This is a genomic window from Streptomyces sp. NPDC096176 (assembly GCF_044763255.1).
Classification (GTDB): Bacteria; Actinomycetota; Actinomycetes; order Streptomycetales; family Streptomycetaceae; genus Streptomyces.
In genome coordinates, this window is record NZ_JBIWFV010000006.1 from 536,566 (window position 1) to 558,973 (window position 22,408).

Here is a 22,408-nt window from a genome sequence, read left to right on the forward strand (position 1 = left end):
TGCGTCACGTGGTCGAACTCATGAGGAGGCAGTGATGGAACACCAGTTGATCAAAGCCATCGAGACGGCCCTCGGGTGGAACGGAGTGGACGAGCTCGGCAAGGGCTTCGTGCGGGGAAGCATCGACGACCCCGCCCTCGTCTCCCGCATCCTGACCCCGAACCGCTTGCTCGACATCGCCATGCGCAGGAGCCTGAACCGCCCGCAGTTCCGGTGCTTCCAGAAGGGCGAGGAAGTCCACCCGGCCATCTACTACACCGACACCGTCAGCCCCCGGGGCCAGAGCATCCCCATGGTCAACATACGCAGCCTGGGCAGGCTGCTGGGGGAAGGCGCGACGCTCATCCTCGATCAGGTCAACGTCTTCGACCCGACGATGGAAGTCGCCTGCCGGACATTGCAGTGGTGGTCCCACGAGAGGGTGCAGGTCAACGCGTACCTGACGACGAACGACGCCGCTGGCTTCCCGCTGCACTGGGACGACCACGACGTCCTGATCATCCAGCTCGCCGGCGAGAAGGAGTGGGAAGTACGCGGAACCTCCCGCAAAGTCCCCATGTACCGCGACTCCGACCCCAACAACACTCCGGCCGAAGAGATCGTCTGGTCCGGCGTCATGAAGACCGGCGACGTGATGCACATCCCCCGGGGGCACTGGCACCAGGCGACCCGCAACGGCCACGGATCGGGGAAGAGCCTGCACGTCACGTTCGGGATCACCAAGCGCACGGGAGCGAGCTGGCTCGCATGGCTGGGCGACTGGTGCCGAGAGCACGAGATTTTCCGGCACGACCTGGATCGTGCGCACGGGAGCGGCACTCAGGCCCTGACCGAGGCAGCCGTCCGGCTGATCGGCGAGCGCTCACCGGCCGACTTCCTTGCCGCGTACGAACAGGCGACGGCGCTCCCCCGGCACGTGCCGTTCCTCGACATCCTGGGGCCGCTCGACGCCGTGGTGTGCACCACCCACTTCCCTCCCCGGATCCGAGAGAACGGCGAGACCGTCGACGTCGTGGCCTCGGGGAAGAAGATCACCTTTACGGCCAAGGCCGTGCCCGCGCTGCGTCTGCTGTTGAGCGGCAGGCCGGTCCCGCTGGAACAGGCGGCGGCCGTCGTCGGGGCCGAAGTCTCGCAGGTGGCCGAGATCCTGGTGAAGGAGGAGATGTGCGCACCGCTGACTCCCGAGTTGTCCTCGGGCTACACCGGTCTCGTCACGAACGCCGTCTCCTGACCGGCGCCCTGGATCTTGGCGTCGCCGCGATCGACACCAGCACCAACTACCTCGGTTTCCGCTCTCATGAGGTCTTGGCCCGGGTGGCCGGCGATCTGCTGCCGAAGTTCACGCTCTCCACGAAGGTGGGCTACTTCCCGAGGGCGGACCGGTCGGAACACTCCCTGGACCCCACTCGGCTGTATGGGGCCGTAGAACAGGCGGCCCGGGACCTCGGACGAGAGCCGGACGTGGTTTTCCTGCACAACCCGGAGCACTCGCTCCAAGAAGCCGTCCCTCACAACCAGGATGTTCTGGCTTTGGCATGCGCCGCCCTCGCCGACGCCGCGGCGAAGGGATTGTGCGAGGCCTGGGGCATTGCGTCCTGGGACCCGTCACCCCTGCCGGAGCTGATCGACGCGACCACGCCGAAGCCGTCCGTCCTCATGGTCCGTGCCGGCCTGCTGGTCGGCATCAGAACACTCGACGCCGCGGATGCCCTCGCTGAGGCGTTGAGCATGGGCGGCGGCATGGTGTGGGGCATGAGCCCCTTCGGAGGCAGCACGGGCGCCCCCGTGTGGGACAGGATCGACCCCCGCGTCTTCCTCCGAGGCGGTGCCGGACTCTCCCGCGTGCAGGCGGCCTTCCGGGCCGCCTACCGCCTCCCCCAAGTCGACAGCGTTGCCGTGGGTACCGGCGAACCCGCCCATCTGGGCGAACTGATCGGTGCTCTGGTTGGCGAGGTCGACGAGCAGGCGATCCGCCAGTACCGGAGCCTCCTCCGAGGCCGGTCGCCCGGTCAGCCCGTCTGAAGCTCCGCGACGACCTGGTCGGCCGTGCGGCGTGCGGGCTCCAGCCGAGGGTCCTTGGGGTGCGCGTCCGGCCCGAGGATCTTCGAGCACACGAACAGCGTCATCAGCTTGCCGTCCCGGCTCTCGAAGTCACGGCGCCGCTCTTGCCGTACGCGATCGGCCAGAGCCGGGACGGCAAGCGAGCTTCCCCACAGCGAAGCGGAGTCCAGCCCGCGCGGCGCGTTCCCCCAGTCCTCCCAGTCGAAGAGACAGAACGTCGGCGCGGTCATGTTGGCCCAGTTGAGATCCGCGTGGGCCGGCACCCACCGCTCAACGGTCGTGTCGAATCCACCAGCGAACGCGTCACGGATGAACTCGGTGACGAGGGCCTGCGTGATGGTGAGGGTGTCCGGGGTGGCGACGCGCCTCGTGTCCTGAGCCGCGAGCTCGTCCAGCGAGATGTTGAACGCCTTCCACCACTCGTCCGGCAGCGTCGGGTCCTCGCTCAGTACGGCGGTGCCGATCGGCGTCCCCGACAGAAGCTCTGTCTCGTCGGCCCGCCACATCACGGGCTCGGCCGCATCCCGCCAGACCACGCACCCCTGCCATGCGGGTTGAGCAATGCCCTTCAGCCGAGCGGCACACTCGGTGCCGTTCCACCCCTGAACGCCGATCTTGTCGAGCCCTCGCCGCTCGATGCGCACCCATGTGTCACGATCCGTCCGCGCCCCGACCGAACGGCGCTTACGCATAGCCGTATCCCGGTCCAGGCGGGTCCGAAGTGACCGCTCCACGCGATCAAGAACCTCGTCAACAGGTTCAACCCGCAGGTCAACGGCACGGGCCACGGATACGGAGAGCGCCATAGGCGTGACCGTAGCACTGGGCGACTACGCACACGCTCGTGTCGGTCGATGCGGCGGCCCGGGCGATGATTCGTCATGCGCCCACGAGACCGCTCCGTTCTGTGACGAGCAAGCAAATGTCACGGGGAGTTACCCACCCAGTCCAGAGTGTGCACCGGTACAGCGGTGCCTGTATGGGAGTCGTGCCTGTCGGGGTGGGAGCAGAGCCCGGAACTCTGGGCCCATGCCAGCATCACAGGCCCAAGAGGCCGTAACCGTAAGTGTGTTCGTCCAGCGCTTCTCCGCCACCCGCCGAGGGGCCCGCCTCGCGCGCCGGCTCGCCACGCACCATCTCGACCTCTGGCACCTGCCGTACGGCAGCCCGGCCTCCGACACCGTCGCCCTCGTCGTCGCGGAACTCGCGTCCAACGCCGTCCTCCACGGCCGCGTTCCCGGGCGCGACTTCGAGCTGCGGCTCACGTACGACCGGCCGGCCGGCCTCGTCCGCGTAGAGGTGTCCGACACACATCCGGCGCGCCCCGGATTCCACGGCCCGGCGGCTCACGGCCCTGCCGACGCCGACGGCGGCAGAGGCCTGCTCCTCGTGGAGGCCGTCGCCGAACGCTGGGGCGTGGCCGACCGAACGGGACCGGGTAAGACCGTGTGGGCGGAGTGCGATCTCGGCCAGTGTCGGTAGCGCCAAGTAGGCTTGTACGCCTGCCGAGTCGACGAAGATTGGACGCCGTGCCCACCATCAGCACCGTCGTTGCCCAGACCCTGCACAAGGCCGCCACCGTCCTCCGCCGTGACGCCCCGCAGGACGGCATGGTTTTCGGGGAACTGTGGGACAGGGTTCACGCCTTGAGCCCGCAACTCGAGGCGGACTGGGCGAGCGCGGTGCGCGAGTCCCCGCAGGCGAACAACACACCGTTCAAGGGCTACGTCAACCGGAACGCGAGCAGCCTCGTCAGGGCCGGATGGCTGTACCGGGGCAACCGCCGCTGGCAGCTGACCGGTCTCGGCCTCGACGCACTCGACCGCTGGCCGGACCCGGTCGACTTCTACGGGGAGGCGGGCCGGCGCTACCGGCGGTGGGAGCGGCAACAGCAGTCCGTCTCCCTCGCGGCCACCGCGCTGGAACAGCTTCCCGACAGCGGGCACTGGGTGGTCCTGGAGGAGTTGGCCGCCGAGTTCGGCGTGGACCCCGGCGTGCTCGGGCCCGTGCTGCGCGGCACCCGCTCACCGGGCTGGTATCTGGCACTCGGGGAGGACGGTCAGGCGGGGGCACGGCTGCCGATGTGGCCCTTCGAGCGCGACCAGTGGCGCGCGCTGCTCAGCGAGGAAGGCCTTCTCGACGAAGGCCGCAGCAGCCTCGACACCGTCCGCGCCCTGCCCGACCGGCGGCTGCCGGTGTGGGAAGCACTGGTGGCGGCGAAGCAACCCCTCGACGAGGCGGTGACCGTCGACGAGACGCCCCGCCAGCTCTGGATCATCCGAGGGGTCGACGCTGTCACCGGTGTCCCCCTCATCCGTGGACCGTGGCGCGACGACTCGATGGTCACGCTCGATGCTGGGTTCCCGCCCGCGAGCCTGGCAGGCCGTGACCCCGGCAGTGTCCGCAGGGCCGTCGAGACGGCTCTCCCCACCGCCGGCCCCGCCCGCAGGGAGGACGTCGCCCGGGAACTCGACGCCTTCCTCAACCGGATGCGGAAGGGCGACATCGTACTGTCCACCGACGGCTTCGAGACCTACGTGGGAGTGGTCCGCAGCTCGGCCACCCACACCGCGGAGCGCTGGGAGCGCCGTGTCGACTGGCGCAACCTGCACAAGCCCCTGGACTTCCTCAAGGACCTGCCCTCCGGGCTCTCCGGCGTCGTCCAGGACGCGGACTCCCAGATCCTGGAGGCCACCGAGTACGCCGAGACCGTCCTCGCCCTGATCGGGGACATGCCGCGCACCGCCTCGCTGCCCACGGGCCCGGCTGTCCTGCCCGACGCCACCGCCGAACTGGCCGCCGCGCTCCACATGCCCGACACGACATGGCTCCAGGACTGCGTCGAACTCCTGCGCTCCACCCCGCAGCTGATCTTCCACGGGCCGCCCGGCACCGGCAAGACGTACACCGCGCTCGCCCTCGCCCGCCACCTGGCCGGCGCATCCAGCGCCACCAACGTACGCCTCGTCCAGTTCCACCCCGCCTACGCCTACGAGGACTTCTTCGAAGGCATCCGTCCCCGCCTGGGCCGTAAGAAGGACGGCGACACGGACGGCCAACTCGGCTACGACCTCGTCCCGGGCCCGCTGCGCAAGCTCGCCGACGAGGCGGAGCGGCGCCCCGCCGAGGTCTTCGTCCTAGTCGTCGACGAGATCAACCGAGGCCATCTAGCCAAGATCTTCGGCGAGCTGTACTTCCTGCTGGAGTACCGCACCGAGCGCGTCCATCTCCTCTACGGTTCCGACGACGGTCGGGGCTTCCGCCTCCCGCCCAATCTCTACATCCTCGGCACCATGAACACCGTCGACCGCTCCGTGGCGTACATGGACGCCGCCATGCGCCGCCGCTTCTCCTTCATGGAACTGCACCCGGAGACACCGCCCGTCCAGGGAGTGCTGGCCTCCTGGCTGGCCCGGCGCGCGGAGGAGCAGGGCGGCGACCCGACCGCCCATGACGACTCGTACGTCCGCCTGCTCGGCGAGATCAACCGGCTCCTCGCCGAGAGCAGCCCCGGCGACCGCTCGTTCCGCGTCGGCCCCTCCTACTTCATGCAGGACCTGGCCCACGCGGGCGACGGGGCACTCGAACGCCTCTGGAGGACGCAGATCATCCCGCTCCTCACCGAGCACCACTGGGGCGACGGTATCGACGTGGAGGAGGTCTACGGGCTCCCCGTCCTGCGCGAGCGTCTGAACATCCCGCCGCCCCCGGCCGACGACGCAGCCGGTGACGCGGACGACATCGCCGACCCCGCGAGCCAGTGACCGCCCGGCACACCCAGCCCCGCCACTGCCGGGACGGAGCCCTGCGGATCGGGCTCGCGGAGGGCGGCGGCTGGACCACCTGGGACCTCACCCCGGCGCAGGTCGCTACGCTCGCCGACCACGAAGGTCTCCTACGGATGCACCCGGAGACGGCCACCCGCTGGCGGCTGAGGGCCAAGGACCAGGTGGGCTCCGTACGCCTCGGTTCCGGTGGCGGCACGGTTCAGCTGACCATCACCCCCAAGGTGCCCGTCGACCGTCTGCTCCACCTCGTCTCGTACGCCCCGGACCGCGCCCGCTTCGACCCGCGCCCCGTTGCCGCCGACCCGCGCCCCGATCTCCTCCCCGCGCTCGCGCACGCCTTCGTCTCCGCCGCCGACCGGGCCCTGCTCCACGGTGTCCTGCACGACTACCGGGAGACCGACGACACGCTCCCCGTCGTGCGCGGCCGCATCCGGCACGCCGACCAGCTACGCCGCAGACCGGGGGTCCCCGTACCGCTGGAAGTCACCTACCACGACCACACTCCCGACATACCGGAGAACCGGCTTCTCCTCGCCGCTGCCCGCCGCCTGCTGCGGGTCCCCGATCTGAGTCCCGCCGCACGCTCCGCGCTCCAACGGCTCGTCGCGCGACTGGACGGCGTACGGCAGCTGCCCACCGGAGCCCCCGCCCCTGACTGGTCCCTGAACCGGCGCAATGCCCGCTACGGGCATGCTCTCCCCCTGGCCGAGCTCGTCCTGCGCAGCTCCTCCTACGAGTTCGGTGACGGACGGCAGATCGCGGTCGACGGAATGTTGGTCTTCATGTGGCAGCTCTTCGAGGCGTACCTCGCCCGGGCTGTCGGTGAAGCCCTTCGGGTCCGTATCGGGGGTCGACCTGAGCCGCAGGACCGGAACTTCCACCTCGACGCCAAGAAGAGGCTGGTGCTCAAGCCCGACCTCGTGCACTACGCGCCCTCGCCGCACGACGGGGTGCTGAGGCAAGCGGTGGTCCTCGACGCCAAGTTCAAGACCAAACCCGCGCGGGACGACCTCTACCAGATGACGGCCTACTGCGTCCGGCTGGGTCTGACGGAGGGGCACCTGGTCTATGCGTCGGGGCGTCCGAACGTGGTCGAGGTGCCTGTGGGGGAGGGGCGGTTGCGCATCTGGCGGCACACCGTGGACCTGGCCCGCCCTTGGCGAGAGCTGGAGGCAGCCATCGCGGAGCTCGCGGAGAAGATCGACACCGCACGCGCGGCGTCGGCAGGTCGCCTGGCGCCGTAGGTACAATCCCAGGGGTGTAGGCACATGCCCACGCCATGGAGGGAGACCCGATGAGCACGATCTCGGTCCGTGAGTTCTCGTACAACCCCAGTGCCGTCTTCGCCCGTGTCGAGAAGGGCGAGGCGATCGAGGTCACCCGGCACGGCAATGTGATCGCGATACTGTCACCGGCCGGCAGTCCCATGGAGCGGTACGCGCACCTGGTGGCGCAGGGGAAGATCAAGCTGAAGCCGGTCACCGCCGCCGACCGCCACAGCATGCCGCACTACCAGGTGCCGGACGACGTCGACCCCGTGGCGCTGTTGCTTGCCGAGCGCGAAGAGGACGACCGTTGATCTACATGGACACGTCCGCCCTGGTCACCTGGATGACCCGGCGGAATCACTGGGGTGCGTTGGACGCCTTCCTTCAGGAGCGGGCGACGGAGCCGCTCGCCACCAGCACGCTCGGTTTCGTGGAGACCGTACGGACCCTGGACCTCATGGGGCATTTTCCGAAGATCATGGAGGACCTGGACGCCCGGATCACCGAGATCCTCCTCACCCGGGAGGTGCGTGACGGAGCGGCGTTGCTCGTCGGGCGCCTGAGGACATTGGATGCGATCCATGTGGCCAGTGCCCTGTCGCTGCGGGATGACCTGACGGCTCTGGTGTCCTACGACCGCAGAATGCTGGAGACCGCTCGGACGGAAGGCCTGCCCGCTTGCGCACCTGGTATGGAGGACTGAGACCCGGGTCCCTTCTGTAGGGACCCGACAGGCACCGCATCGTGGCGCTGTCAGGGCCCGATTCCCCGTGCGGCGGGTCGGACCGATAGGTTTTCGACGTAGTCGCCTGCATCCCAGGCACTCCTGACCACTGACGAAAGGGTGATCCGTTGAGCCGCTCGGTTCTCGTCACCGGAGGAAACCGGGGCATCGGCCTCGCCATCGCCCGCGCTTTCGCCGAGAACGGCGACAAGGTCGCCATCACCTACCGCTCGGGCGAGCCGCCCGCCGAGCTCGCCGAGGCCGGGTGCCTCGCCGTGCGGTGCGACATCACCGACGCGGAGCAGGTGGAGCAGGCCTACAAGGAGATCGAGGAGAAGCACGGCAACGTGGAGGTGCTGGTCGCCAACGCCGGCATCACCAAGGACCAGCTGCTGATGCGTATGTCGGAGGACGACTTCACCTCCGTCCTCGACACCAACCTCACCGGCACGTTCCGGGTCGTCAAGCGCGCCAACCGCGGCATGCTGCGTGCGAAGAAGGGCCGCGTCGTCCTGATCTCCTCCGTCGTCGGGCTGCTGGGCTCGGCCGGGCAGGCCAACTACGCCGCCTCCAAGGCGGGTCTGGTGGGCTTCGCCCGCTCCCTGGCCCGTGAGCTCGGCTCGCGGAACATCACCTTCAACGTCGTCGCGCCCGGTTTTGTCGACACCGACATGACGCAGGCGCTCACGGACGAGCAGCGCGCGGGCATCGTCTCGCAGGTGCCGCTCGGCCGTTACGCGCAGCCGGAGGAGATCGCCGCCGCCGTGCGCTTCCTCTCCTCCGACGACGCGTCGTACATCACTGGAGCCGTCATCCCCGTTGACGGCGGATTGGGCATGGGTCACTGATCACATGAGCGGAATTCTCGAGGGCAAGCGCGTCCTGATCTCCGGTGTGCTGATGGAGTCCTCCATCGCGTTCCACACCGCGAAGGTGGCCCAGGAGCAGGGCGCCGAGGTCATTCTGACCGCCTTCCCGCGGCCCACCCTGACCGAGCGCATCGCCAAGAAGCTGCCGAAGCCCGCGAAGGTCATCGAGCTCGACGTCACCAACGACGAGCACCTGGCCCGTGTCGAGGACTTGGTGCGCGCTGAGCTCGGCGGCCTGGACGGTGTCGTCCACTCGATCGGCTTCGCCCCGCAGGACGCCCTCGGCGGCAACTTCCTCAACACGCCGTTCGAGTCGGTGTCGACGGCGATGCACGTCTCGGCGTTCTCTCTCAAGTCGCTGACGATGGCCTGCCTGCCTTTGATGCAGCAGGGCGGCTCGGTCGTCGGTCTGACCTTCGACGCGCAGTTCGCCTGGCCGCAGTACGACTGGATGGGCCCGGCCAAGGCCGCGCTCGAGGCCACCAGCCGCTACCTCGCCCGTGACCTCGGCAAGCGACACGTGCGGTGCAACCTGATCTCGGCCGGCCCGCTCGGTTCGATGGCCGCGAAGTCCATCCCCGGCTTCTCGGACCTGGCGAAGGTGTGGGACGAGCGCTCCCCGCTCGAGTGGGACATGGCCGACCCGGAGCCTGCGGGCCGCGGTGTCGTCGCGCTGCTCTCCGACTTCTTCCCGAAGACGACCGGCGAGATCGTCCACGTCGACGGCGGCGTACACATCATGGGCGCCTGACCAGCAGACACGTAATTCGTGGACGCCCCGCCGACCGCATCCGCGGTGGGCGGGGCGTCCCCCGTTCGGCCCAGTGTCGACCCCGCGAGTGGGCGGTCCCCACCGGGGGCGGCGATGCTGGAGGAGCAAATCTTCCTTGTGGTGCTGTTGCGGCGTGCGCGCCGCAGCCCGGCCGAGGAGGTCCTGCTCGTGCGTACGAAATGGCGCAACGCCTCCGTACTGGCCGCCGTGACGGTCCTGCTGGGGGCGATCCCCTTCGCCACACTCCAGCTCCGTCAGGAGTCGCAGGACCCGCGGCCGGCGCCGCCGCCGAACTACCAGGCCCGGTGCAGCACCGTCGTCGCAGGTTCCCGGGTCACCGCCTACTGTCACAACCCGTTCCCCGGCGCCGACCGGGTGCAGCTCCACGTCGAGTGCGACCGCTGGTGGGACGTGGACGCGGACACCGCGCCCGTGCTGCTCCGCCCCGCCGGATACGGCGAGCTGTCCGGGCGGTGCTGGAAGGAGATCCGGTCGGTCTGGGTCAGCCACCAGCCGGTGAAGGCCGGCGCAGACACATGAACGGATAGCCGGCCGCCTCGGAGGCCGCCGTGTCGCCGTCGCCCGCGCGGATCGCCTCTACCAGCCGTGCGTGGTCCATGTGGTTCTCGGGGCGCAGCTCCTGACCGATGTCGTCGCGCAGCCAGTCGCGCATCAGATCGCCCAGATCCGCGTACAGCCCGGTCAGCACCTCGTTGTGGGACGCGGCGACCACGGCGAGATGGAAGGTCGCGTCGGCCGCCACGAACGCCTCGGCGACGCCCGAGTCCCATGCTTCCTCGCGCCGGGCCAGCAGCGAGTCCAGCTGCTTCAGATCCCGTTCGGTACGCCGCTCGGCGGCCAGCCTGGCGGCGGACGACTCCATGGTGGAGCGCAGCTCGGCGATGTGCCGGGGGTCGGCGTCGGCGAAGCGGCGGTGCATGACGCCCGCCAGCTCGCTCGTCGCCACGACGTACGTGCCCGAGCCCTGCCGGATGTCGAGGAGCCCGTTGTGGGCGAGCGCGCGTACCGCCTCCCGCACGGTGTTGCGGGCGACGCCGAGCTGCTCGACCAGTTCCGGCTCGGTCGGAATCCGCGAGCCGACGGGCCACTCGCCCGAGGTGATCTGCTTCCGGAGCTCGGCGATCACTTGGTCGGAGAGCGCGGAACGCCGGGGAGAGGACAGCGCCATGGTGCTCCTTGTCGTCAGGCGTCCGCCCGACGCCCGTGCAAGACGTTCGTTCGGGATTGGACAACCAATCATCCCATGATTCTATGATGGGTCCCATGCTCGACGAGACCCGCACCCTCGGCCCCGCCACCATGGCCCCTGCTCCCCAGGAGTCTGCCGCCCGTCGGCGCCCCGTGTGGGTCACCCGCCTCGTCGTCGTCGGCATCGTCCTCGCCGCGCTCAATCTGCGTCCCGCCATCACCAGCCTCGGAGCCCTGCTGGAAGAGGCCCGTACCGGGCTGCACATGAGCGGCAGTGTGGCCGGGCTGCTCACCTCCGTACCGCCGCTCTGCTTCGCCGTCTTCGGCGTGGCCGCACCCCGGCTCGCCCGCCGCTTCGGGCCCGGCGCCGTGCTCTGCGCCGGTATGGCCGCCATCGCCGCAGGACTCGCCGTACGGCCCTTCGCGGGCAACACCGCCGGGTTCCTCGCCGCCACCGCGCTCGCCCTCATGGGCATCGCCGTCAGCAACGTGCTGATGCCGGTGATCGTCAAGCGGTACTTCCCCGACCGGGTCGGCTCGATGACCGGCCTCTATTCCATGGCGCTCGCGCTCGGCACGTCCGTGGCGGCGGCCGCGACGGTGCCCATGACCGCCGCGCTGGGCGGCAATTGGCGCACCGGCCTCGCGGTGTGGGCGGCGCTGGCAGCCGTCGCCGTCCTGCCCTGGCTCGGGCTCATCCGTGACCGTGACGCCGGCGAAGGCAGTGCCTCGGGGCCCCACGACGCCGACCCGGCCGCTCCCGCGCCGCGTATCACCCGCAGCCCCACGGCATGGGCGCTGGCCTGCTTCTTCGGGCTCCAGGCGACCGGCGCCTACATCACGATGGGCTGGATGCCGCAGATCTTCCGCGACGCGGGCGTCTCCGCCTCGACCGCGGGTGTGCTGCTGGCCGTCACCATGGTCATGGGCGTACCGCTGGCGTTCGTCATCCCCCGGCTGGCGACCCGGATGAAGCAGCAGGGCCCGATCGCCGTGGCCCTCGGCCTGTGCGGACTGACCGGCTACGTGGGACTGCTGCTGGCGCCGGCGGCCGGAGCGTGGGCCTGGGCGCTGCTGCTGGGCATCTCCAACTGCTCGTTCCCGCTCGCCCTCACCATGATCGGCATGCGGTCGAGGACGGGCGCGGGCGTCGTACGGCTCTCCGCTTTCGCCCAGTCGACCGGCTATCTGATCTCCATCCCCGGCCCGCTGCTGGTGGGCGTGCTGTACCAGCACAGCGGCGGCTGGGGCCTGCCGATCGGGCTGATGGCGGGGCTACTCGTCCCGCAGATCGCGATGGGCGTGCTCGCGGGCAGGGACCGGACGATCGAGGACGAGACCCGGGTGCGAGACTGACACCATGCCTGTGCTCGATCCGAACCCCCAGAACGGCCAGAAGAAGCTCCTCGGGATCTTCGGCCTGATACTCCTCATCGGCGTGGTCATCTCGATCATCGCGACCATCGCCGCGCCGTGACACCGCGGCCGGCCCGCCCGGGGGTGCCGCGCGCACAACCGGGCGGTGCCGGCCTTTGCAACATTGAGTCCTGGGTGGTGCCTGCACCACCATCCCCTAGGGGGGCAGGGTCAGGGTGAAGTGGGTGGCTCACCGGATGGGCGCCACCGTTCATGATCCGTACGTTTGAGGTACTCGACCTCAGACCAACGGAGGCGGCCATGCCGGCCCACGCGCACACCCGGTCCCGTCCCCAGGCCCCGGTCGTCGTCGGGGTCCGGCTGCCCTGGTGGGCGATGGCGCTCCCGGCCGTCGCCTTCTGCACGCTGCTGATGCTGATCGCCGGTCCCGGGCAGGCGCACGCCGTGTCCGGCGCCGCCTCCGCGGTCGGCGAGTTCCTCCGGCTGATCCTCCGCACCCTGGCCGGTTGACGGGGTCACCCAGGACGGGTGAGCACCTCAACACCCTGCGCCTGATGGCTCAATTCATGCGAAGCTGGGTTGCATGAGCGCCGCTGTGTCTTCCGGGGGGACACCCCCCGGACCTCCCGAATCCCGCAGGATCGTTCTCCTCCGGCATGCGAAGGCCGACTGGCCCCAGGTGTCCGACCATGAGCGCCCGCTCGCAGAGCGTGGCCGCAAGGACGCCCCCGTGGCCGGGCGCCGGCTGGCCGAGACCGGCATCGACTTCGATCTGGCCCTCTGTTCGACCGCGGCCAGAACCCGCGAGACATGGAAGCTCGCGGTGCACGAGCTGCCGCACCGCCCGAGGACCGTGTACGAGGAGCGGCTGTACGAGGCCTCCCTCGGCGACCTGCTCGCCCTGCTCAACGAGACCCCGGACGATGTGAACGACCTGCTCGTCATCGGCCACAACCCCGGAATGCACGCTCTCGCCGACGCCCTCGCGGGCGGGACCGAGGGGGACGCGCTGTCCCGCATGACCCGTGACGGCTTCCCGACCTCGGCGTTCGCCGTCGTGTCCTTCACCGGATCATGGAAGTCCGTGGAGCACGGCGTCGGCACACTGCTCGACTACTGGACCCCGCACGACTGACCTGTCACCGCACAGGGCGGGTCCCCGGCGGTGTGCCGGGCCCGCCCTTTTCTGCCTCCTGCGCGCGACGGGGCCGTCAGTGCTCGCCGGTGCCGCCGTCGGCGGCCTCGACCTCTTCACGGGTGATGCCCAGCAGATACAGCACCGTGTCCAGGAACGGCACATTGACCGCCGTGTGCGCGGCCTTGCGCACGACGGGCTTGGCGTTGAACGCGACACCGAGCCCCGCGGCGTTCAGCATGTCCAGATCGTTCGCACCGTCGCCGATCGCGACGGTCTGCGCGAGCGGAACTCCTGCCTCGGCCGCGAAGCGGCGCAGCAGCCGCGCCTTGCCCGCCCGGTCGACGATCTCGCCCACGACGCGGCCGGTGAGCTTCCCGTCCACGATCTCCAGCGTGTTCGCCGACGCGAAATCGAGCCCGAGCCGCTCCTTCAGGTCGTCGGTGACCTGCGTGAAGCCGCCGGAGACGACGCCCACTTGGTAGCCGAGCCGCTTCAGCGTACGGATCAGGGTGCGGGCCCCCGGGGTGAGCCGTACCTCGGTGCGCACCTTGTCGACGATGGAGGCGTCGAGACCCTCGAGCAGCGCCACTCGAGCATGCAACGACTGCTCGAAGTCCAGCTCGCCGCGCATCGCCGCAGCGGTCACCTCCGCGACCTCGGCCTCGCAGCCGGCGTGCGCCGCGAAAAGCTCGATCACCTCGTCCTGGATGAGCGTCGAGTCCACATCCATGACCACCAGCCGCTGCGCCCGCCGGTGCAGCCCCGCGGAGACGACGGCCACGTCGACCCCGATCTCTGCGGCCTCGATGGCCAGCGCGGTCCGCAGCGGCTCGGTCTCCACACCGGAGACGGCGAACTCCACAGCGGTGACGGGGTACTTGGCGAGCCGGAAGATACGGTCGATGTTGCCGCCGACATCGGCGATGGTGGCCGCTATGGCCGCAGTGGACTCCGCGGTGAGCGGGTGCCCGAGCACGGTCACATGCGAACGTCCGCTGCCTCGCGGCCGGTTGTCGCCGGTACCGGAGATGATCTCGGCCTGCAGTTTCAGTGAGTCGGCCCAGCTGTGCACGGTGGCACGCAGGTCGCCCTCGGAGGTCCCGCCCACGCTCGGCGCGGTGACGAGGGCGCACAGCACGAGGCGGCCCCGGGACACGACCTGCTCGATGTCGACGACATCGACGCCGTACGCGGCGAGGGTGTCGAAGAGCCCGGCGGTGATCCCCGGGCGGTCCTTCCCGAAGATCTTGACGAGAAGGGTGGGGACGTCGGCGTTGGGAGGGGGCTGCGATGCGCTCATGGTGCTACCACCGTATCGGGCCACGGCCCGTAGGAGACGTCCCGTCCCGCCTGACGGACAGGCCATCCGCCCAGTGGCCGGGACCGGCACGTTCGGACCGATTGGCCTGGATTATTCGGTTCACACATGATCCCTGACCACTCGTGGGTGATCGTCGCCTTCGGAGGTGGTCGCCGCCGTCGCCGAACGTACCGACTCCGTACCGAACGAGGTCTTCACGAGGCCCGACTTTCGGATACGGGACCGGGCCTGAAATAGTTCCCCACGATGTTCGCCTTCCCTAAACTCCCGGCGACGGGGGAAGCTCGGGGGACAACTAGTGGGGCATGGAGTGCCGGAACTCGTACTGGAATTGAACGGAAGGACCTGGACGCTCGATCCGTCCCGGTCGTACAGCCTCGGACGCGATCCGCAGGGCGATGTGGTGATCGACGACGCCAGAGTGTCGTGGCGGCACGCCACGATCAGCTGGGGCGGGCGTAGTTGGGTCATCGAGGACCACGGCAGCACCAACGGCACGTACGTGCAGGGGCAACGAATCCATCAGATGGAGATCGGCGCGGGGACGGCCGTCCATCTGGGCAACGCCACCGACGGTCCCCGACTCGCTCTGAGCGGCGCCGGTGCGGTGGCCGGCGCGGGCGCCTACAGCGCTCAGGCCGCCGCCCCGCAGCAGATGGCCCAGCAGGCTCCGGCGCACCAGGCCGCGGCCCAGCAGCCGCAGCAGGGCTGGCCGCAGCCCCCGGCTCAGCAGCAGCCGCCCCAGCAGGGCTGGCAGCAGCCTCCGCAGGCGCAGCAGCCGCAGGTGCCGCACCAGCAGGGCGCGCAGAAGGCACAGGGTGCTCCGCCCGTCCACGGCGACCGCAGCCCGACGACTTTCCACCAGTTGGCGCTAGGGCGCGTGATGCGCATCGGTCGTGCGCTCGAGAACGAGTTGGTCGTCTCCGACCTCCAGGTCTCGCGCCACCACGCCGAGTTCAGCGCGCACCCCGACGGCCGCTTCGAGATCCGGGACCTCGGATCGCACAACGGCACGTACGTCAACGGTCAGCCGATCGCCAAGTCCGGCACGGTCCTCATCGGCCCGAACGACATCGTCGGCGTCGGCCACTCCACCTTCCGTATCGTCGGCGGACAGCTCGAGGAGTTCGTCGACACCGGTGAGGTCTCCTTCTCGGCCCGGCACCTCACGGTGACCGTCGACGGCGGCAAGCAGATCCTCCGCGACGTCTCCTTCGGTGTCCCGGAGAAGTCGCTGATCGGTGTCATCGGCCCGTCCGGCTCCGGGAAGTCCACCCTGCTCAAGGCGCTCACCGGCTACCGGCCCGCCAACCAGGGCGACGTCCTCTACGACAACCGCAGCCTCTACAAGCAGTTCGCAGAGCTGCGCCAGCGCATCGGTCTGGTTCCGCAGGACGACATCCTGCACAAGGAACTCACCGTCCGTAAGGCGCTCAAGTACGCGGCCAAACTCCGCTTCCCCGGTGACACCGCCGAGGCCGAGCGCGAGGCCCGTATCGGCGAGGTGCTGCGCGAGCTGAAGCTCGACATCCACAAGGACAAGAAGGTGACCTCGCTCTCCGGCGGCCAGCGCAAGCGCGTCTCCGTGGCCCTGGAGCTGCTGACCAAGCCGTCGCTGATCTTCCTGGACGAGCCGACCTCCGGCCTCGACCCGGGCATGGACCGTGACGTCATGCAGCTGCTGCGGGGTCTGGCGGACGACGGCCGTACGGTCCTCGTCGTCACCCACTCCGTGGCCGAGCTCCAGCTGTGCGACAAGCTGCTCGTCATGGCGCCCGGCGGCTCCGTGGCGTACTTCGGCCCGCCGGAGGAGGCGCTCAACTTCTTCGGGTACAGCACCTGGGCCGACGTCTTCTCCGCGTTCGAGAACTACCGCGACTACGACTGGGCGGGCCGCTGGCGCGGTTCGCAGCACTACCAGATGTACGCGGCGGACATCGACGCCGTCGCCGCGCAGTCGGTGAACATGCCGCCGCCGCAGCAGATGCGCCCGCCGAAGCCGCAGAGCTGGGGCGCCCAGCTGCTGACGCTGATCCGCCGCTACTCCTCGGTGATCGCGTCCGACAAGGGCTTCATGGGCCTGATGGTGATCCTGCCGGCCGTCCTCGGCCTGGTCAGTGTTGTCATCCCGGCGGACTTCGGTCTCGCCGCCCCCGACGACGGCAAGTCGAGGTTCAACGGCGACGCCGGGACGATCATGCTGATCCTCGCGGTCGGCATGTGCTTCTCCGGCGCGGCGAACTCCGTACGAGAGCTGATCAAGGAACGGGTCATCTACGAACGGGAACGCGCCACCGGCCTGTCCCGCTCCGCGTACCTGATGTCCAAGGTCATAGTCCTCGGCCTGATCACCGCCTTCCAGGGCGTGATCATCTGCGGCATCGGCTTCGCCAGCCGCGACCTGCCCGCAGAGGGCCTGATCATGCCGCCGGCCGTCGAGATCTGCCTCGTGGTGATCGCTCTCGGCTTCACCTCGATGATGTTCGGCCTGGTCATCTCCTCGCTGGTGAAGACCGCCGAGAAGACCATGCCGCTGCTGGTCATGTTCGCGATCGTCCAGGTCGTCTTCACCGGCATCCTCTTCCAGGTCTACGGCTCGCCCGGCCTGGAGCAGTTCGCCTGGCTGATGCCGTCCCGCTGGGCCATCGCCGGCGCAGGTACGACGCTCGACCTGTCGCACCTGATGCCGCCGTGGGACCCGAAGAACCCGACCGACCTCGACCCCCTGTGGGAGCACTCGGCCGGCCAGTGGGGACTCAACATCACCGTCCTGCTCGCCATCGGCGTCATCTGCGGCATCGTGGTCCAGCGACTGCTGCGCCGCCACGAGCCCGAGGTCATGCGCAAGTAACGCACGTCACGCACTGACACAACGACGCCGAAGGGCGCACCCTGCGCGGGGTGCGCCCTTCAGCGTCTGTTTCATGTCCGCCGGATTGTGCCGCCGGCGCGGCTCAGCAGGCCTCAGTAGGCGCTGTTGACGTTGTCCATCGAGCCGTAGCGGTCGGCCGCGTAGTTGCAGGCGGCGACGATGTTCGCGACCGGGTCGTACTGGTCCTTCTTGGTGCCCGGGACGTGGTAGGCGTCGAAGGTGGGCTTGATGACCTGCAGCAGGCCCTTCGACGGGACGCCGTTGATGGCGTTGATGTCCCAGTTGTTGATGGCCCGCGGGTTGCCGGAGGACTCACGCATGATGTTGCGGTGGATGCCCTCGTAGCTGCCGGGGATGTCGTGCTTCTTCATGATGGACATGGCCTCGCGGATCCAGCCGTCCAGGTTGTTCGGGTAGGTCACCTTGGCCGGCTTGCGCGCGGCGGAGCGGCTGGCGGCCTCGTCCTTGGCGCGCTTCTCGGCGGCGGCCTCGGCGACGGCCTTCTTCTCGGCGGCGGCCTTCGCCTTCGCCTCGGCCTTGGCCTTGGCCTGGGTGGCCTTGAACTGGGCCTCGAAGGCGGACTGCTGGCCGGTGATGCGCTCCTGAACAGCCGCGACCTGCTTCGAGTCGGCCTTCCAAGCCACGGGGGCTGCGGCGACTGCCTCGGTCCGGACGCCGGCCTCGGCGTCGCCCGAGGGGGCGAGCGTGAGGGCGACCGTGGCGGCGGCGACGGCGGCGACGCCGGCGACGGCGGTCTTGCGGCTCTTGATTCGGCGGCGGATCTCGGGGGTGATGAACGCGGACATACAGACGTACCTCTTCGAATAGCGGAAAGTCGCCTCAGGCCGGATCGGCTCTGCGCTGTTCGGAAGCGACGTCGGCAATTCTTAGCTGGCGCAAAATGCCCTGGCAAAGGTGTGACGTACGATCTGAGGTAGTGGATCGCTTGTTCCCAATGTCCGGTTTCGCCAACGCTGTCCGTGGTCACATGCCCCTTTTGTATCAACTAAAGAGTCTCGTAAGTGACGTGCGCCCTATGCGCGGGCTCACATCGGCTGAGTAACAGCATCACCACATGTTGCTAGAGCAATCCGATGAGTGACGCTTCTCCTCGGGCAGGAGGAGATGCACGTCGCCGAACTCGTGCCAGAGGTAGCGCTGCCGCACCGCCTCGGCGTAGGCGCGGGCCAGCGCCACCCGCCCGGCTACCGCCTCGAGCATCAGCAGATGTGACGCCTCCGGCTCGTGCAGTCCGGTCAGCAGACCGTCCACCGCCAGCACTCCGCGCCGGGGAGTGACGACCAGATCCGTCCAGCCGGCGTGCGGACGCACCACGCCCTCACCGTCCACGGCCGACTCCAGGGCCCGCACGGCCGTCGTGCCGACCGCCACGATCCTGCCCCCGGCGGCGCGTGCGGCGTTCACCAGCCAGGCCGTCGTCGCCGAGACCTCGAAGCGTTCCGGATACGGCGGCTCATGCGCCTCCGTCGACGCCACGCCCGTGTGAAGGACGATCGGAGCGAACTGCACCCCCCGGCTCACCAGGCCCGCCACCACGCGCGGGGTGAAGGGGCGCGCGGCGCTCGGCATCTCCGCCGAACCGGAACCGTCGGGGGAAGGGAGCGCGAACACCGTTTGGTAGGCGGACAGAGGCTGGTCCCGCGTCGTGTACCCGTAGCGGATCGGCCTGCCGTACCGCCGCAGCAGCCGCGGCACGTCCACCGACACTGCCGCCCACCACAGCCGCTGCGAGCCGGCGACGAGCGGCGCCTCCAGGACGAGCCCACCGCCGCCGGGCACCCGTACGACGGCTCCCGCCGGGCCCCCGGGCCGCGGCAGCGTGCTCCCCGAGCCGTCCGGCCGGCGCACCTCCACCGCCCAGCGCCCCCGGTCGCCGCGGGTCGAGAAGTGCACGACGACCGCCTCGCCGCCGAGCCGCCCGTCGACCGCGGCGGCCAGCGTGGTCGACGTGTTGACGACCAGTACGTCGCCTGCGCGCAAGCGGTCGGGCAGCTCACGGAAGTGGTGATGGGAGACGCCCGTCCCCCGCGAAATCAGCAGCCGCACGTCGTCGCGCCCCGACCCGCGCTCCTCGGCGGGCACCCGCGCGGACAGGCCGTCCGGCACACGCAGCGCGTCCAGTACGGACGGGCCCGCTTCCTTTGGCCCGGCCCTCATCGGGTCTCCAGCAGCGCCCGTGCCGCATAGCGGCCGCCGGCCGGCCGCTCAGCGAGCAGCCGCAGAAACGCGGGGACGACGGACTCGGGCGAAGGGCGCTCGTCCTGGTCGTCGGGCACGGCCGCCGTGTACAGATCCGTCTGCATGTCACCGGGGTCGACGCTCCACACCCGCAGGCCGGGCTCCTCAACCGCGAGAACGGCGGCGAGATGGTCCAGCGCGGCCTTGGACGCCCCATAGCCGCCCCACGTCTCGTACGCCTCCACCGCCGCGTCCGAACTGACCGTGACGACCGCCCCGCCTTCCCGCGACGCCCGCAGCAGCGGCAGTGCCTCCTGTACGAGACCGAGAGCCGCGACCACGTTGGTCTCCAGCGCCGCCCGCAGCCCCGCCACCGGCAGCTCCTCCAGCCGCACCAGCGGCTCCGCACCCAGCGCGCTCGCGTTGCTGACCAGCAGGTCCAGGCCGCCCAGCTCGCCTGCCGCGGCCACCAGCTCCCCGTGGTGTGCGGGGTCCGTGACGTCCCCGGGCACGGTGACGACCCTGGTTCCGTACCGCCCGGCGTGCTCGGCGCTCTCCTTCAGTACGTCCGCGGTCCTGGCGCCGAGCACCAGATCCCAGCCCTGTTCCGCGAGCGCCGCCGCCAGGGCGCGCCCCAGCCCCTTCGAGGCCCCGGTGATCACTGCTACCGACATCGTGTCCATCCCCTTGTGTCGTGCTGTCCGCCGACTGTGTGCTGTCCGCGGTCGCCGCCGGTGCGGCCTGTACGGATGAGCCCAACGTAGGAACGCCGTCCGGACCGCCGCGTCGGGCACGAGGACCTTCTGGGCCAGGCACTTCGACCTACGTCCGCAGCCCGAGGCGGATGCGGTCCCCGGTCGGATACGGACTGTCACACCCCGCCGGTACGGTGAGGTCATGAGTCACCGACCCGGGTCCGGCCTCGCCGCCGTGAGCACCGCACTCCTCGCGATGAGCCGGCATCTCGAGGCGCGCGACGTGCTGAAGACGATCGTGGCCTCGGCGCGCGAGCTGCTGGACGCCGAGTACGCGGCGCTGGGCGTGCCCGACGACCACGGAGGCTTCGCGCAGTTCGTCGTCGACGGAGTCAGCGACGCCCAGTGGAAGGCGATCGGACCGCTCCCGCGTCAGCACGGCATCCTCGCCGCGATGCTCCACGACGCGAAGACGGAGCGGCTCGCGGACGTCCGCAAGGACCCCCGCTTCGAGGGCTGGCCGTCCGCGCACCCGGACATGTCCGATTTCCTCGGCCTGCCGATCAAGGACGGCGACGAGATCATGGGCGCCCTGTTCCTCGCGAACAAAAGGTGCCCCAAGCCGGACGGCGGCTGCGGCTTCACCGAGGACGACGAGGAGCTGCTCGGGATCCTCGCTCAGCATGCGGCCATCGCCCTCACCAACGCCCGCCTGTACGAGCGCAGCCGCGAGCTCACCATCGCGGAGGAGCGATCCCGCCTCGCCCACGAACTGCATGACGCCGTGAGCCAGAAGCTCTTCTCGCTGCGGCTGACCGCCCAGGCAGCCGCGGCCCTCGTGGACCGCGATCCGGGCCGGGCCAAGGGCGAACTGCAGCAGGTCGCGGCGCTCGCCGCGGAGGCCGCGGACGAGCTGAGGGCCGCCGTCGTCGAGCTGCGCCCCGCCGCGCTCGACGAGGACGGCCTCGTCAACACCCTCCGTACCCACATACAGGTCCTCGACCGTGCTCACGACGCGCGAGTCACCTTCGACACCACCGGTATCCGGGCCCTGCCGGCCGCTCAGGAGGAGGCGCTGCTGCGGGTCGCACAGGAGGCCCTGCACAACGCACTGCGTCACTCCGGCGCGGAGTCGGTGGACGTGGTGCTGGTCCGCAGCGGACAGGGCGCCGTCCTGTCCGTCACCGACGACGGCAAGGGCTTCGAACCGAAGGCGGTCCGCCGGGCCGGCCGCCATCTGGGTCTCGTCTCGATGCGGGACAGGGCCGGTGGCGTCGGCGGCAGACTCACCGTCGAATCGGCGCCCGGCCAGGGCACCACGATCGAGATGGAGGTCCCCGGTGGCTGACACCAGGATTCGCGTCCTGCTGGTCGACGACCATCAGGTGGTGCGGCGCGGGCTGCGTACGTTCCTCGAGATCCAGGACGACATAGAGGTGGTCGGCGAGGCGGCTGACGGCGCGGAGGGCGTGGCCCTCACCGAGGAGCTTCGGCCCGACGTCGTCCTCATGGACGTCAAGATGCCGGGCATGGACGGCATCGACGCCCTGCGGAAGCTCAGGGAGCTGGCCAACCCGGCCAAGGTCCTGATCGTCACCAGCTTCACCGAGCAGCGCACGGTCGTCCCCGCCCTGCGCGCGGGGGCCTCCGGCTACGTGTACAAGGACGTCGACCCGGACGCTCTGGCCGGCGCCATCCGTTCCGTGCACGCCGGCCATGTGCTGCTGCAGCAGGAGATCGCGGGCGCGCTGCTCTCCGACGACGAACCGGGCGGCGGCACGGGCCGGGGCAACAGCCTCACGGAGCGGGAGCGCGAGGTGCTCGGCCTGATCGCGGACGGGCGCTCCAACCGGGAGATAGCGCGGGCGCTGGTCCTTTCGGAGAAGACGGTCAAGACCCACGTCTCCAACATCCTGATGAAGCTCGATCTGGCGGACCGGACGCAGGCGGCACTGTGGGCGGTGCGGCACGGAATGGCGGGCTGAGTGGAGCGTCACGTTCCGATACGAGATTCATACTGTCGGGTGTATGTCACCCACACGGCGCATCCTGATCCGCTTGTGAGCGTTCTCCATGGCGTGCTGCGGCGGCCGGCCGCAGCGAATGCTCAGGAGG

At 69.8% G+C, this 22,408-nt stretch carries 23 protein-coding genes; 17 read left to right on the forward strand and 6 right to left on the reverse strand.

What is annotated here, in order from left to right:
• The first annotated feature begins 34 nt into the window (after positions 1-34).
• Complete coding sequence (locus ACIQ7Q_RS20065) at positions 35-1,231, forward strand: JmjC domain-containing protein (RefSeq protein ID WP_403863461.1); 1,197 nt, start codon at positions 35-37, stop codon at positions 1,229-1,231.
• Positions 1,165-2,022: an aldo/keto reductase gene (locus ACIQ7Q_RS20070; protein WP_403863464.1), complete on the forward strand. Its 858-nt coding sequence runs from the start codon at positions 1,165-1,167 to the stop codon at positions 2,020-2,022. The genes ACIQ7Q_RS20065 and ACIQ7Q_RS20070 overlap by 67 nt, the downstream gene beginning before the upstream one ends.
• Here the strand turns inward: ACIQ7Q_RS20070 and ACIQ7Q_RS20075 are convergent.
• Positions 2,010-2,867: a hypothetical protein gene (locus ACIQ7Q_RS20075; RefSeq protein ID WP_403863467.1), complete on the reverse strand. Its 858-nt coding sequence runs from the start codon at positions 2,865-2,867 to the stop codon at positions 2,010-2,012. The genes ACIQ7Q_RS20070 and ACIQ7Q_RS20075 overlap by 13 nt on opposite strands.
• A 223-nt stretch (positions 2,868-3,090) precedes the next feature.
• Between ACIQ7Q_RS20075 and ACIQ7Q_RS20080 the strand changes: the two genes are divergently transcribed.
• The 8 genes from ACIQ7Q_RS20080 to ACIQ7Q_RS20115 all read left to right on the forward strand — a co-directional run bounded on the left by ACIQ7Q_RS20080 (position 3,091) and on the right by ACIQ7Q_RS20115 (position 10,022).
• Positions 3,091-3,543: an ATP-binding protein gene (locus tag ACIQ7Q_RS20080; protein ID WP_403863470.1), complete on the forward strand. Its 453-nt coding sequence runs from the start codon at positions 3,091-3,093 to the stop codon at positions 3,541-3,543.
• A gap of 47 nt (positions 3,544-3,590) precedes the next feature.
• Positions 3,591-5,825, forward strand: coding sequence for an McrB family protein (locus ACIQ7Q_RS20085; protein WP_403863473.1), 2,235 nt, complete (start codon positions 3,591-3,593; stop codon positions 5,823-5,825).
• Complete coding sequence (locus ACIQ7Q_RS20090; protein WP_403863477.1) at positions 5,822-7,093, forward strand: McrC family protein; 1,272 nt, start codon at positions 5,822-5,824, stop codon at positions 7,091-7,093. Before ACIQ7Q_RS20085 ends, ACIQ7Q_RS20090 begins: the two co-directional genes overlap by 4 nt.
• Positions 7,094-7,143: 50 nt before the next feature.
• Entirely contained in the window at positions 7,144-7,428 is a 285-nt protein-coding gene (locus ACIQ7Q_RS20095; RefSeq protein WP_403863480.1) for a type II toxin-antitoxin system Phd/YefM family antitoxin, read from the forward strand.
• Positions 7,429-7,433: 5 nt separating this feature from the next.
• The gene (locus ACIQ7Q_RS20100) at positions 7,434-7,820 is read left to right on the forward strand and encodes a type II toxin-antitoxin system VapC family toxin (RefSeq protein WP_403863483.1); all 387 of its coding nucleotides are present in this window, start codon (positions 7,434-7,436) and stop codon (positions 7,818-7,820) included.
• 149 nt (positions 7,821-7,969) lie between these two features.
• Positions 7,970-8,689: a 3-oxoacyl-[acyl-carrier-protein] reductase gene (fabG, locus tag ACIQ7Q_RS20105; protein WP_403863486.1), complete on the forward strand. Its 720-nt coding sequence runs from the start codon at positions 7,970-7,972 to the stop codon at positions 8,687-8,689.
• Positions 8,690-8,693: 4 nt separating this feature from the next.
• Entirely contained in the window at positions 8,694-9,461 is a 768-nt protein-coding gene (gene fabI / locus ACIQ7Q_RS20110) for an enoyl-ACP reductase FabI (RefSeq protein ID WP_403863489.1), read from the forward strand.
• Positions 9,462-9,575: 114 nt separating this feature from the next.
• A complete protein-coding gene (locus ACIQ7Q_RS20115; protein ID WP_403863492.1) occupies positions 9,576-10,022 on the forward strand; it encodes a hypothetical protein in 447 nt (148 codons plus the stop codon).
• Here ACIQ7Q_RS20115 and ACIQ7Q_RS20120 read toward each other — a convergent pair.
• Positions 9,985-10,671 carry a FadR/GntR family transcriptional regulator gene (locus ACIQ7Q_RS20120; RefSeq protein WP_403863495.1) on the reverse strand — a complete coding sequence of 229 codons (687 nt, stop codon included), beginning with the start codon at positions 10,669-10,671 and terminating at the stop codon, positions 9,985-9,987. The genes ACIQ7Q_RS20115 and ACIQ7Q_RS20120 overlap by 38 nt on opposite strands.
• A gap of 95 nt (positions 10,672-10,766) precedes the next feature.
• Between ACIQ7Q_RS20120 and ACIQ7Q_RS20125 the strand changes: the two genes are divergently transcribed.
• The 4 genes from ACIQ7Q_RS20125 (at position 10,767) to ACIQ7Q_RS20140 (ending at position 13,203) form a co-directional block, all read left to right on the forward strand.
• Positions 10,767-12,047, forward strand: a complete 1,281-nt coding sequence (locus ACIQ7Q_RS20125) for a CynX/NimT family MFS transporter (protein WP_403863498.1) — start codon at positions 10,767-10,769, stop codon at positions 12,045-12,047.
• Between the two features lie 4 nt (positions 12,048-12,051).
• The gene (locus tag ACIQ7Q_RS20130; RefSeq protein ID WP_086025608.1) at positions 12,052-12,168 is read left to right on the forward strand and encodes an SGM_5486 family transporter-associated protein; all 117 of its coding nucleotides are present in this window, start codon (positions 12,052-12,054) and stop codon (positions 12,166-12,168) included.
• 200 nt (positions 12,169-12,368) lie between these two features.
• Positions 12,369-12,578 carry a hypothetical protein gene (locus ACIQ7Q_RS20135; protein WP_403863500.1) on the forward strand — a complete coding sequence of 70 codons (210 nt, stop codon included), beginning with the start codon at positions 12,369-12,371 and terminating at the stop codon, positions 12,576-12,578.
• 73 nt (positions 12,579-12,651) lie between these two features.
• Positions 12,652-13,203 carry a SixA phosphatase family protein gene (locus tag ACIQ7Q_RS20140; RefSeq protein WP_403863502.1) on the forward strand — a complete coding sequence of 184 codons (552 nt, stop codon included), beginning with the start codon at positions 12,652-12,654 and terminating at the stop codon, positions 13,201-13,203.
• Between the two features lie 76 nt (positions 13,204-13,279).
• Here the strand turns inward: ACIQ7Q_RS20140 and serB are convergent, their stop codons facing one another.
• On the reverse strand, positions 13,280-14,506 hold the full coding sequence (serB, locus tag ACIQ7Q_RS20145; RefSeq protein ID WP_403863504.1) for a phosphoserine phosphatase SerB: 1,227 nt from the start codon (positions 14,504-14,506) through the stop codon (positions 13,280-13,282).
• Between the two features lie 319 nt (positions 14,507-14,825).
• On the opposite strand from serB, the gene ACIQ7Q_RS20150 reads away from it, so the two are divergent.
• Positions 14,826-17,378, forward strand: coding sequence for an FHA domain-containing protein (locus tag ACIQ7Q_RS20150; protein ID WP_403863507.1), 2,553 nt, complete (start codon positions 14,826-14,828; stop codon positions 17,376-17,378).
• 113 nt (positions 17,379-17,491) lie between these two features.
• Here ACIQ7Q_RS20150 and ACIQ7Q_RS20155 read toward each other — a convergent pair whose 3' ends face one another.
• The 3 genes from ACIQ7Q_RS20155 to ACIQ7Q_RS20165 form a co-directional block, all read right to left on the reverse strand.
• On the reverse strand, positions 17,492-18,205 hold the full coding sequence (locus tag ACIQ7Q_RS20155; protein WP_403863510.1) for a transglycosylase SLT domain-containing protein: 714 nt from the start codon (positions 18,203-18,205) through the stop codon (positions 17,492-17,494).
• 262 nt (positions 18,206-18,467) lie between these two features.
• Entirely contained in the window at positions 18,468-19,577 is a 1,110-nt protein-coding gene (locus tag ACIQ7Q_RS20160; protein WP_403863512.1) for an S-adenosylmethionine:tRNA ribosyltransferase-isomerase, read from the reverse strand.
• Positions 19,574-20,272, reverse strand: coding sequence for an SDR family NAD(P)-dependent oxidoreductase (locus ACIQ7Q_RS20165; protein WP_403863515.1), 699 nt, complete (start codon positions 20,270-20,272; stop codon positions 19,574-19,576). The genes ACIQ7Q_RS20160 and ACIQ7Q_RS20165 overlap by 4 nt, the downstream gene beginning before the upstream one ends.
• A gap of 223 nt (positions 20,273-20,495) precedes the next feature.
• On the opposite strand from ACIQ7Q_RS20165, the gene ACIQ7Q_RS20170 reads away from it, so the two are divergent.
• Together ACIQ7Q_RS20170 and ACIQ7Q_RS20175 are read left to right on the forward strand one after the other, a co-directional pair.
• On the forward strand, positions 20,496-21,641 hold the full coding sequence (locus ACIQ7Q_RS20170) for a GAF domain-containing sensor histidine kinase (RefSeq protein ID WP_403863518.1): 1,146 nt from the start codon (positions 20,496-20,498) through the stop codon (positions 21,639-21,641).
• Entirely contained in the window at positions 21,634-22,278 is a 645-nt protein-coding gene (locus tag ACIQ7Q_RS20175; RefSeq protein ID WP_403863521.1) for a response regulator, read from the forward strand. The genes ACIQ7Q_RS20170 and ACIQ7Q_RS20175 overlap by 8 nt, the downstream gene beginning before the upstream one ends.
• Positions 22,279-22,408: the final 130 nt, after the last annotated feature.